This window comes from Algibacter mikhailovii (assembly GCF_014651495.1).
In the GTDB taxonomy this organism is placed as follows: Bacteria; Bacteroidota; Bacteroidia; order Flavobacteriales; family Flavobacteriaceae; genus Algibacter_E; species Algibacter_E mikhailovii.
The window spans coordinates 75,832-88,111 of record NZ_BMWZ01000004.1 but is presented as its reverse complement, the minus strand read 5'-3'; the positions used below and the strand labels follow the sequence as shown (position 1 = coordinate 88,111).

The 12,280-nt window shown below is 31.0% G+C and carries 11 protein-coding genes; all 11 read left to right on the top strand.

What is annotated here, in order from left to right:
- Nucleotides 1-16: 16 nt before the first annotated feature.
- Genes IE051_RS09110 through IE051_RS09060 form a run of 11 tightly spaced genes read left to right on the top strand, consistent with a single transcriptional unit; the run spans nt 17 to nt 12,276 of the window.
- Entirely contained in the window at nt 17-862 is an 846-nt protein-coding gene (locus tag IE051_RS09110) for an ABC transporter permease (RefSeq protein ID WP_189360477.1), read from the top strand.
- 1 nt (nt 863) lies between these two features.
- The gene (locus IE051_RS09105) at nt 864-2,114 is read left to right on the top strand and encodes an ABC transporter ATP-binding protein (RefSeq protein WP_189360476.1); all 1,251 of its coding nucleotides are present in this window, start codon (nt 864-866) and stop codon (nt 2,112-2,114) included.
- Nucleotides 2,105-3,190 (top strand): nitroreductase family protein, encoded by a 1,086-nt coding sequence (locus IE051_RS09100; protein ID WP_189360475.1) that lies wholly within the window; start codon nt 2,105-2,107, stop codon nt 3,188-3,190. Before IE051_RS09105 ends, IE051_RS09100 begins: the two co-directional genes overlap by 10 nt.
- Nucleotides 3,171-4,310, top strand: coding sequence for a polysaccharide pyruvyl transferase family protein (locus IE051_RS09095; RefSeq protein ID WP_189360474.1), 1,140 nt, complete (start codon nt 3,171-3,173; stop codon nt 4,308-4,310). The genes IE051_RS09100 and IE051_RS09095 overlap by 20 nt, the downstream gene beginning before the upstream one ends.
- A 40-nt stretch (nt 4,311-4,350) precedes the next feature.
- Nucleotides 4,351-5,307, top strand: coding sequence for a glycosyltransferase family 2 protein (locus tag IE051_RS09090; RefSeq protein WP_189360473.1), 957 nt, complete (start codon nt 4,351-4,353; stop codon nt 5,305-5,307).
- The gene (locus tag IE051_RS09085; protein WP_189360472.1) at nt 5,300-6,199 is read left to right on the top strand and encodes a hypothetical protein; all 900 of its coding nucleotides are present in this window, start codon (nt 5,300-5,302) and stop codon (nt 6,197-6,199) included. Before IE051_RS09090 ends, IE051_RS09085 begins: the two co-directional genes overlap by 8 nt.
- Nucleotides 6,199-7,644 (top strand): MBOAT family O-acyltransferase, encoded by a 1,446-nt coding sequence (locus IE051_RS09080; protein ID WP_189360471.1) that lies wholly within the window; start codon nt 6,199-6,201, stop codon nt 7,642-7,644. Before IE051_RS09085 ends, IE051_RS09080 begins: the two co-directional genes overlap by 1 nt.
- A gap of 7 nt (nt 7,645-7,651) precedes the next feature.
- On the top strand, nt 7,652-8,563 hold the full coding sequence (locus IE051_RS09075) for a hypothetical protein (protein WP_189360470.1): 912 nt from the start codon (nt 7,652-7,654) through the stop codon (nt 8,561-8,563).
- Complete coding sequence (locus IE051_RS09070) at nt 8,556-9,728, top strand: glycosyltransferase family 4 protein (protein WP_189360469.1); 1,173 nt, start codon at nt 8,556-8,558, stop codon at nt 9,726-9,728. The genes IE051_RS09075 and IE051_RS09070 overlap by 8 nt, the downstream gene beginning before the upstream one ends.
- Nucleotides 9,729-10,901, top strand: coding sequence for a glycosyltransferase family 4 protein (locus tag IE051_RS09065; protein ID WP_189360468.1), 1,173 nt, complete (start codon nt 9,729-9,731; stop codon nt 10,899-10,901).
- Nucleotides 10,888-12,276 (top strand): asparagine synthase-related protein, encoded by a 1,389-nt coding sequence (locus IE051_RS09060; protein ID WP_189360467.1) that lies wholly within the window; start codon nt 10,888-10,890, stop codon nt 12,274-12,276. Before IE051_RS09065 ends, IE051_RS09060 begins: the two co-directional genes overlap by 14 nt.
- Nucleotides 12,277-12,280: the final 4 nt, after the last annotated feature.

The following is a 12,280-nucleotide window of genomic DNA, read 5'->3' as shown; positions in this document are numbered from 1 at the left end:
ATAAATCCATTTTACTTTGAATGACAAGTGGTTATATACAATATCTTCTAAAAAGAAATTAATAGACTTTAATTTTAAAGAAATTTGGCAGTACCGCGATTTGCTGCTACTTTTTGTAAAACGTGATGTGATTACCGTATACAAGCAAACCGTTTTAGGGCCGCTGTGGTACGTTATACAGCCTTTGTTTACCTCTGTTATTTTTACCTTGGTATTTAATACTATAGCTAATATTGATACGGGAGGTATCCCGCCATTTTTATTCAATCTAGCTGGTGTGGTGTCTTGGAATTACTTTAAAGAGTGTTTGACGGGTACAGCGGATATCTTTAAGAAAAACCAGGCCATTTTTGGTAAAGTGTATTTTCCTAGAGTTATCATGCCGTTGTCTATAGTATTATCTAATCTCATAAAATTTGGTATTCAATTGACCATTTTTGTCGTATTCTATCTGTATTTTATTACGCAAGGTAGTACCGTAAGACCAAATATGTTTGTCTTGTTTTTCCCTGTTATTGTTTTGGTTATGGGATTGTTAGGTCTAGGTTTAGGTATGATTATTTCGTCTATGGTAACAAGATATAGAGATTTATCCTTTTTATTAACCTTTGGCGTGCAATTACTTATGTATATCTCATTAGTCACCTTGCCCTATAGTTTATTTGCAGATAATAGTTTTGCTTGGGCTGTAGATTATAATCCGATGGCTTACGTTATAGAATTTTCTAGATATGTATTATTAGGAGAAGGGACCACCTCATTATTCGGGGTTGTATATACGCTGGTTTTTGCAGTAAGTGTTTTTCTGTTAGGTATTTTAATTTTTAATAAAACAGAGAAAAGCTTTATAGATACGATTTAGTATGAAGAAGGATGTAATTTTAAAGGTAGAAAACATATCAAAGCAATATCGTCTGGGGACCATTGGCACAGGAACCATTAGTCATGATTTGAATAGGTGGTGGCATGTTATTCGGGGTAAGGAAGATCCTTATTTGAAAATTGGAGAGACTAACAATAGGGCTACAAAAGGTGATTCTCAATACGCTTGGGCTTTAAAGGATATTAGTTTTGAAGTGGAACGTGGTGAGGTTTTAGGTATTATAGGTAAAAATGGGGCAGGGAAGTCAACACTGCTAAAAATTCTATCGAAAGTAACAGGACCAACCACTGGAGAAATAAAAACTAAAGGGCGAATTGCCTCTCTTTTGGAGGTGGGTACAGGTTTTCATCCTGAAATGACAGGAAAGGAAAATATCTTCCTAAATGGGGCTATTTTGGGTATGACAAAAGCTGAAATTAGTACCAAATTAGAAGAGATTATAGAGTTTTCAGGGTGCCAACGTTATATTAATACACCGGTGAAACGTTATTCCTCAGGTATGAAAGTGCGATTAGCTTTTGCAGTTGCGGCGTTTTTAGAGCCAGATATTTTGGTGGTAGATGAAGTATTGGCGGTTGGTGATGCCGAGTTTCAAAAAAAAGCTATAGGCAAGATGCAAGATATTTCAAATTTTGACGGGAGGACAGTTTTGTTTGTCAGTCATAATATGGGAGCTATTAAAAGTTTATGTTCTCAATGTTTAGTTTTAAAGAATGGACAAGTTCAAACTTTAACTAATACCGATAAAGCAATTAATGAGTATCTACTTCTTAATGAACAGGCTAATAGTGGAGTTAACTATTTTAACAGTGATAAACCTATTGTAAGAATGACAAAAGCCACTATTAAGAATGAAAACTTAATATGTACAAACTTTCATAGTGGTGATTCATTAACTGTAGAGGTGGAGTTGGAGAAGGAAACATTAGATGATATTAATCTTTTTATTGGTTTATATAATGAGTATGGCGAAAAAATAGCACATTTTGGAAATAGTTATGCTAAAAAACAAATTGCAAAAGATGCTAGCAAAGTTATTTTTAAAATAAAAAAACTACCCTTTGTTTCAGGACTGTATACAATTAACCTGTCCTTGCACTTAATGGGAAAACCTCATCACAGAGAATTAAGTGCTTTATCATTTCAAGTGGATCCTGGGGACTACTATGGCGTTGGTAAAAATGTAATTAGTGGCAATGGAAATTTCTTAATAGATAGTGTATGGACTTAAAAAAAAGTTTATACAAACTAAAGAGAAGGCTTTTTCATTTTGTTAGAATAACAGAAAAAAACAAACAAAGCCTAGTATTAAATATTTCCGGAAATACAATATTTATAGTTAAACTATATTATTTTCTTTTTGATCATAGTTTCGACAGGGAAATGCAAAGTGTGTTTTTAGGAAAAAAAATACATCATGAAAAGTTACAAAAAAAGCTTCCTAATATTTCAAAGTTAAGAAGAGAAATACATCGCATAGAAAAAGGGTTAATTATACCAAATAGAAAGTCTTTTTTCGCAAATGGCTACATAGATTCAACTGTTGATGCATTTATTAGTACTTATGAGTATTTAGATGATTTAAATAGAAAGTGGTCTAAAGAAGTTCTTGATTTGTATTTTAACGAAATAGGACTGGGGAACAAAAATATAGATTTAGCTCGGTCGAAATATTTAGACTTTTCAAAGTCATTGATGTCTAAGGAGAAGAACCATAAGAGTACGCCTTTCCCCTTTGCAGATTTATCAACTGTAACTATCGATGTGGAAGATTTATTTAGTTTGGCAAAGAGAAGACATTCCGTAAGGTTCTTTCAAGATAAGAAGGTTGAAAAAGAAGTTTTAGAAAGGGCCATAAGCATTGGGTTAGAAGCTCCAAGTGCTTGTAATAGGCAGCCATTTGAATTGTTGTTTATAGATGATAAAAGCTTAATTAAAAAAGCTGTAGAATTGCCTATGGGCGTGACAACGTTTAAGGAGGAAATTCAAAATCTGGCTATAGTTATAGGTGATTTAAGTTATTATTTTGATGAAAGAGATAGGCATTTAATATATATTGATGGATCTTTATTTACTATGGGCTTTTTATTAGGTCTAGAATCCCAGGGCGTATCGTCATGCGTAATTAATTGGCCTGATATAGAATCTCGAGAAAATGATTTTCATAAATTGTTTAATATCCCAAATCATAAAAGAGGTATTTGTTTTATAGCTTTAGGGTATGCAAAAAATGATGGGTTAATTCCTTTTTCAGAAAAAAAAGACTATTCTAAAATTTTAAGGATAAATGAGAAATATACAAATTGAAAATACGGGATTTGTCAATAAAGGTGCTGAGTTAATGCTTAGAGCAATTGTACATCATTTTAAAGATAAAAATACAAGATTGGTTTTTAAAGGATCTCAAAAGAATGCTAATAGAGCACAAAAAGCTTCTCTTAATTTATATTCTCCTTTTCAGTTACAACGTTTTAAAGTTGATTTCACTTCTCTTTTTCCAAAAGAAAAGTTTATTAATGAAGGACTTGTTAATGTTAAAGATGTTGATGTTGTTTTAGACGCTGGTGGATTTCGAATAGGAGATCAATGGATATATGAAGCCACAACAAAAGGAATAATAGATAATAAATTAAAACATTATAGAAAATTAAAAAGAAGGGGTTGTAAAATTATATTTCTTCCTCAAGCTTTAGGCTTATTCACAAAGCCTTTAGCTAAATATTATATGCAAGAATTGTACAAATTAGGTGATTTGTTTTTTGCAAGAGATAATAAATCATACATGGCTGTAAAAGAACTGGTAGATGATTCTTCAAAACTTGTTTTATCTCCCGATTTTACAAATTTATATAAACCACAATGCAGTATTGATTATTCTTCTTTGTCGGATAAGATATGTATAGTGCCAAATGTAAAAATGATTACCCATACTAATGGGGAAATAGCCCAGGAATATATTAGGTTTTTAGAAAAAATTGTTTGCTATTTGTCGGAAGAACTCAATGAACAAGTATTCTTCCTAAATCATGAAGGAAACAATGATTTAGAATTAATAAAAAAGATTAATAAAAATAATTTTGATGTTTACAACAATAAAAATGCAGATGAAATAAAGCTAATTATAGGGAGTTCGAAGATGTTGATTTCTTCAAGGTTTCATGGTGTAGTTAGTGGTTTGTCTCAAGCAACTCCTACGTTTTGTACAGCATGGAGTCATAAATATCAGGAGTTGATGAAGGATTATCAATCAGAAGATTGCATATTAGATATCTTGGATATTGAAGCATCGAAAAGAATTTTAAAGGAAATGTTAGAATTAGATAACTATAAACAAAAAGTTTCACTCTTAAAAGAAAAAGGAAAAGGAGAATGTCTAAAAACTATCCATATGTGGGATAGAGTCGATAGATTAATTTTTAAAAGCTAACGACCTACTAATTAGTTTGCGTATCTAGCATGATGAATTTATGGAAGATCTTGTTTCAATAATTATTCCTACTTATAATCGGGCTAACCTTATAGAGGAGACGTTAGATTCTATAATTAGGCAAACCCATCAAAATTGGGAGTGTATTGTAGTCGATGATGGTTCGGAAGATCATACCGATAAAATCATACTAAAATATCGTGAAAAAGACAAACGCTTTCATTTTTATAAAAGACCATTAAATCGATCGAAAGGAGGAAATGCAGCTCGAAATTTTGGGTTTAAAAAAAGTAGGGGAGCTTATATAAAATGGTTTGATTCAGATGATTTGATGGACCATGATTTAATAGAATCTCAATTAAATGATTTAATTAAAAAAAATAAGAAGATAAGTGTTTGTTTATTTGATAGATACTCTTCAGATTTTTCAAATATAGAGATAAAGGCTAAACCAAATTGTATAAAGTTGAATGCTTACTATGACTTTGTTACAACTAAGATTAAAATTAATTTGCCCACAGTATTATGGCATAGAACAGTAATAGAACCTTTTGAGTTGGATGAATCATTAACAAAATCACAGGAGTATGACTTTATACAAAAAGTTTTAAAGAATAATTATAAAGAAGTTCTTTTGCTAAATATGTCTTTAGTACGAGTTAGAAATCATGCAGATTCAATTACAGGAAATTACTTTTTACAAGACACAAAAAAAGTAAAATCAAGTATGGAGGTGAAATTAAGAGTATTGAATGACATAACTTCGGATACTCCTATTTTGGTAAAAACAGATCTTGTTAAGCTTTATTTTAAGGCGTTGTTTAAGGTGTTTAAGTTCAAAAAAACTAAGCTGTTATATTATTATCTTTTTAAGATATATGGTTTAAAAGAATTACAAATAAAGTTTATGGTCATTAAGGTTGGTATATTGTACTTTATTTATTTTTTTACTGGAAAAGGAGCGGTTTATTATAATAAAATACTATCCAATGAATAAAAGTGCCTTTGTAGTTTATGTTTTTGGTTCTTATCAGAAATATATTCCGTCATATATATATTTTATTAATTTAAATTACCCTGAAGCAGATATTTTAATTTTTTATCAAAATGAAATTGACTCAAAAATTAAGGAGGCCATTGTCAATCTATCCAACTATAAATTGTTTGAAAATGTTTTTCCTGAGCACAACAACATTAAAGGCGGGGGACCAAAATTGTTGCGTTGGGTTTTGCCAGAAGAATATTTTAGAGATTACAAATATATATATATTGGTGATGTTGATATACTTATATTAGATGAGAATAAATCTTTGTTTGATTTTCATAAACAACAAATGAAAGATTTCAATTTACCATTTAGTAATAAAGTAAGACCATTGCCGGGAGGAGGCTTGTCAAAAAGATTAACAGGATTGCATTTTTTCGAAGTTAGGCCTTATTATTATAAACTTGCTGCACTAGCTTCTAAGATTCTTGGTGATGTAGAGTTTTCTAATAATTATTTAACTGGTTTAGAAAGAAATGAGCACGTGCTATACAAATTAGTAAAAGATTCTTTTGGGTTTGAAGATGAAGAAGTCTTCAAAATGGAAAGGCCTTGGCATGGTTACCACATAGGTGTTGTTAGAGGAAGAAAAATCCTAAATAAGTATCAGATAGAAGAAAACTCAAGTCTAGAGTTTGAGGAAATTAAGCGTCAACTTCAAGTTGCTCTTAATGATAGCAAATTTATAAAACTATTTAAACAGATATATTGTTTTGAGTTGTATTGGTCATATAAGCAGTTTGGAATTAAACTGCCTTTAACCTTAAAATTTAGATATTCATATTATACTACAAACGAGAAGCTTTCTGAATTTATTTTTAAGGTTAAACGAAAACTGTTTTAATGCTCTTTAATTCCCTAGATTTCGCATGGTTTTTACCCCTAGTGTTTATACTTTATTGGTTTTTTGCTAACAAAAACCTAAAGTATCAGAACTTCTTAATTGTTGTTGCTAGTTACGTTTTTTATGGATGGTGGGATTGGCGTTTTTTATTTCTAATAGCGTTTAGTACTATTGTTGATTATTTAATAGGTAGAAAATTATCAACCGAAGGCAGGTTAAACAAACGAAAGGTTCTGTTATACTTGAGTATATTGGTTAATTTAGGCTTACTAGGTTTTTTTAAATACTATAACTTCTTTTTAGATAATTTTATAACAGCGTTTAAATTCTTTGGGAAGTCTCTTAGTATAAATTCATTAAATATTATCCTTCCGGTAGGTATAAGTTTTTATACGTTTCAAACCTTAAGCTATACAATTGATGTTTATAAGCGTAAATTAACACCTACACATAATTTTATTGCGTTTACAGCCTTTGTTAGTTTTTTTCCTCAATTAGTAGCAGGTCCTATTGAAAGAGCTACAAACCTTTTACCTCAATTTTATAAAAAAAGAGAATTTGTTTATGAAAAAGCCGTAGAAGGGCTGCGACAAATATTATGGGGCTTGTTCAAAAAAATGGTTATTGCCGATAATTGTGCGGTTTATGCCAATATGATCTTTAACAATTCAGATGATTATTCAGGTAGTACCTTAGTTTTAGGGGCCGTTTTCTTTTCATTCCAGATATATGGTGATTTTTCGGGATATTCAGATATTGCCATTGGTACATCCAAATTGTTTGGGTTTAGGCTCATCAAAAACTTTAGTTTTCCATATTTTTCAAGAGATATTGCTGAGTTTTGGAGAAGGTGGCATATCTCATTATCCACTTGGTTTAGAGATTATTTATATATTCCACTCGGCGGTAGTAAGGGGAGTATTTATAATAAGATAAGGAATGTTTTTATTATTTTTTTAGTTAGTGGGTTTTGGCATGGAGCAAATTGGACTTTTATTTTTTGGGGACTTTTAAATGCCTTGTATTTTATTCCGCTTATGTTGTTTAATAAAAATAGAAACCATGTAGAATCCATTTCATCAAACGTGCCTAGTATTTTGGAATGTATTAAAATACTTATTACCTATGGCCTTGTCGTTTTTGCTTGGGTCTTTTTTAGAGCAGAAAATATTCAACATGCAATAAGTTATTGCATAGCTATTTTTGACTATAATTTATTTTCATTACCCCCTTATAGTATAAGAAAATTAATCTACCCAACGTTGTTTTTATTAGTTTTGTTTAATGCTATTGAGTGGTTTGGTCGAAAAAAGGATTTTGCAATTGCTCAATTAGAAACGGTAATGGGAAGGCCTTTAAGATGGGTGTTTTATGCGATGCTAATTTTTTTAATTGGTATGTATATGCAAACAGAAGAAACGCCATTCATCTATTTTCAATTTTAAAATATTAATGAAGAAGTTTTTTGAAGATCTATTAAAATTAACTGTGATAGTATTTCTATTCTATTGTATTGGCTTATTTGTTTTTAATAGTCTTTTTTCGCAAAGAAGTAGACCAAACTTAATTACTAAACTTGGGCATAATAATGTTAGATTACAAGAAGTAAAGCAATGCAATGATTTGGATATTTTATTTTTTGGTTCATCTCATGCTTATAGAGGCTTTGATACAAGGAAGTTTATAGAGAAAGGTTATCGTGTTTTTAATTTAGGGTCTAGTGCGCAAACACCTTTGCAGACGGACGTGCTAATGGATAGATATTTAAACAGTACAAACCCAAAGCTGGTTATTATCGAAGTTTACCCTATGCTTATTATTGATGAAGGTGTTGAGTCTTCTATTGATTTAATTAATAATGATTTAAACGATTTTAATTCATTTGAACTTGTATTAAAACAAAAAAACATTAAGGTTTTAAATTCATTTTTATACCGTTCTTTACATGATTTGCTTTTTAGTAAAATAGATTTAGATACGTTGCCACTTGGTAAAGAGTATCATTACCATGAAGGTGGTTATATATCTAGAGATTTAAGCTATTATAAATATGAAAGGTTTGATAATGAAACTTTAAATTTTCCAGAAGATCAATTGAAGGTTTTTGATCGGGTTTTAGAAAAGCTAAACCAAAGTGAAATAAATTATATTTTAGTTCAAGCACCAATTACAAATGCAAAATATAATTCAATCTTAAATAATGCTTATTTTGACTCGTTAATGCAAACCAAGGGAAAGTATTATAATTTTAATGAACTTGTTAAGTTAGATGATTCATTGCATTTTTATGATTACCACCATTTAAATCAAAATGGCGTAGATGTTTTTAATAAAAAATTTATAGATTTAGTACTCAATGAGTAAGACTAAAAAAATAGATGTACTGCATGTAGTGCGTACCTTTGGTGATAAAAACCAGCCGTACACCACCCACTTATTGAATAGTATTAATAGTTATAGTAACTTAAAACATATTGTTGTTTCTGATCTTGTTTACGAATTACCAAGTAATATAGAGGTTCTATCAATTTCATCTTCTAGAATTAATAAGCTTCAGGTAGGGAGTATTCCTTATATCGTTAAAAGTCTTGCAGATAATAATTTAAAAGATTCATTAACGGGGCTTTCATTTAAAATGAAAATTAAATTTCTTTTAAAATGGAAAAAATTGATTCTAAGTGACTCAAGGCTGATTCATCTGCATCATTTACAAGTAGTCGATTCGCGAATCTTGACATATTTAAATACCAAAAACATTCCAATAGTATGTTCCTTGAGGGGGAGAGATATATTAATTAATACAAGAAATAAAGAAGGTAGCAAAGCTTTTAAAAAGAATCTTAATTCTATTAATCATATACATGTTATTAGTTCTTTCCTAAAAAAAAGATTATTTGAACTTACTAATAGTATAAGTACATCAGTAGTATACAGGGGAGGAAACTTGCCTTTAGAGGAAAACATTAAAAAGGTGTTTAATATTAACTTAAATAAGCCGATTAAGGTTATTGTAATTGGAAGACTTGTTTGGGAGAAAGGACATGTTTATTTACTTGATAGTATTAAACGATTAAGGGATAGCGGTATTGATATAAAAATGGATATCTATGGTGAAGGTATATTTTATGAATTCATAGAATATAGAATTTCTCAATTAGGACTGACTGAATATGTTTGTCTTAAGGGGTACTTGGAAAACGAATTACTTCGAAAAAAATATAAAGAATATGATTTTTCTATTCAACCATCACTATCTGAAGCATTATCTAACGGATTGCTAGATTTGACTTTTCATAATATACCTTGCGTTATTTCGAATGTAGGCGGGATGCCTGAAATTATAGAAGACGGTATTAATGGAATTGTATACGATATAAATAATACTGAGGCAATAGATGAAGCAATACTAAAAATTGTAGATTTAGATTTTGAAGCGTTGTGTTACCATAATGTAGGGCTAAGGAAGAAGTTTTCATTAGATAATGAAATAAAAGGTTTAGAAACGATTTACCAAGAATACTTAAACTAAATGAAAATTATCATTTTTGATGGCACCTTTAGAACAACAGCATTTATTAATCGATTAGTAGAGGGGCTAGTAAAATCTCATGAGGTTTATGTTTTAGGCTTTAATGAAAAGTTGACGCATAAGATAAATGGGGTACATTATGTAAAGTTGGGTTCAAACTCGAGTAAAATTGCATTTATAAAAACAGCTTTATCTATAGCTTTATCTCAAGGATCCATAAAATTACTGTTCTCTACATTATTGAATATTGTGAAATTTAAAAGAAAACGAATTCAAAATCAGAATTTTAATTTAGCGGTTCGTAAGATTAATCCAGATTTAATTCATGCACAATGGGTGTCTAATATCACTATTTTAGAGTCCATACTTTCTCAAAATAAATATGCAGTAGTTTTAAGCCAAAGAGGTTATCACATAAATGTACGCCCTTTTATTGACGATCAGAATTATAATTATTTAAAACAGTGGCTTCCTAAACTGACTGGGTTTCATTCGGTTTCAAAAGCCATCTCTAGAAATGGAGATTTAATTTATGCAAGTGCTTCTAAGATTGATCATATTGTGCATAGCGGTTTAAATTTATCGAAGATTACATTCAAAGATGCATACAAAAGAAGGGAACGGTTGAGGCTAATTTCTGTTGGAAGATCACATTGGAAAAAGGGATATTGTTATGCAATAAAAGCTTGCGAATTATTAAAAACTAGAGGTATTGATTTTAAATATACGATAATTGGAGCAGGCGAAAATGAAGAGTTAATTTATTTACGGGAGTTTTATAATTTAGGAGATAGGCTGGAGTTGTTGGATGCCTTGCCTCAACAAACCGTTTTCGAGGCTATTAAAAAGGCAGACGCCATGTTATTACCCAGTATAGAAGAGGGAATTGCCAATGTTGCCATTGAGGCCATGGCCTTAGGAACCTTAGTGATAAGTACGAATTGTGGTGGCATGCCAGAGCTTATAGAACATGAACAAGAAGGCTGGGTGGTGCCGGTAAGAAACCCAGAAGCACTTGTTGATGCCGTAATAGGTTTTAGTAAATGCTCTGATAAGAAATTGGATAGTATGCGCCTAAAGGCCAGAGAAAAAGTTGAAAAACAATTTACAGAAAAAAATATGCTGAAAGGCATGGAACTTTTATACAAGGCATGTTTGAATGAAAATAATTAAAACAGACATCATTCCCATAAAGCAGCAGTTTGCTAAAGTAAAAGCGCCACATGAGCTTAACTTGGAGGCTATTTGCGTGTTTACGGCTATTGGATTTTTTCTGGATCAAGACACGTATTGGAAAGATGAAGTGGTCTTAAAACCAGCAAGTATTCATACTATTGATGATGATGGGTTTTTAATTAAAAGCGAACCTTGGTTTACATGGCATTATACGCCCGCCGAAGTAACGTTTGATACTAGTTTAAATACGTTTGCTAGCTTGTTTGAAGATATTATTGATAGACAAACTAGGAATAAGCAGGTCATTCTACCGCTCTCTGGAGGTTTAGATAGTAGGACACAAGCTGTAGCGTTAAAGCAGCTTGGCAAATCTGTTAGCGCTTATAGTTATAGTTATAAAGGCGGGTATCCAGAGGCGAAACTATCAAAAGAAATAGCGAAGGCCTGTAGTTTTGAATTTCAAGAATTTGAGATTCCAAAAGGTTATTTGTGGGATAAAATAGAGGATCTTGCTAAGATTAACGGCTGTTATTCAGATTTTACACACCCACGTCAAATGGCCATTTTTGAAGATTTTGATGCTATGGGTGAGGTATTTTCTTTAGGGCATTGGGGAGATGTCCTTTTTGATACTATGTGCGATGCTAACTTATCTAAAGAAGAAGAACTTGAATTGGTTTTAAAAAAAATCATAAAAAAAGGAGGGGTAGAATTAGCAATTCTCCTTTGGGAAAATTGGAAACTAGAGGGGGATTTTGAATCTTATTTACGTCATAGAATAAAAAGCTTATTAAGTACGATAGACATAAGAAATTCAAGCGCAAAAATAAGGGCTTTTAAATCTATGTATTGGGCACCAAGATGGACTTCTGTAAATTTGGCTGTTTTTGAAGAAAAAAAGCCTATTACCTTGCCATATTATGACAATGCTTTATGTGAATTTATATGCTCGGTGCCTGAAACATTTTTGGTCAATAGACAGATTCAAATAGCCTATATAAAGAAAAGAAATAGAGAGCTTGCTAAAATTACTTGGCAGGAAAACAAACCATTTAATTTGTTTACCTACCATTTGAATAAGACACCTTTTAACTTGCCTTATCGCATATTGAACAAACTAAATCGAGGGTTCAGAGAAGTTTTTGGAGAAAAGTACATCCAAAGAAACTGGGAGCTACAGTTTTTAGGAAACAAAAATAAAAAGCTATTAAACACCTACCTTTATGATAACGTGTATTTATCTTTCATTCCAGAACATATTGTGAGGTCAGTCCAGGACAAGTTTCAAAATATAAACAGTGTATACTATGCGCACGCTATAAGCACACTATTAACTTTAAGTTTATTTAACAAATCACAAAAAAACAAGTAGTATT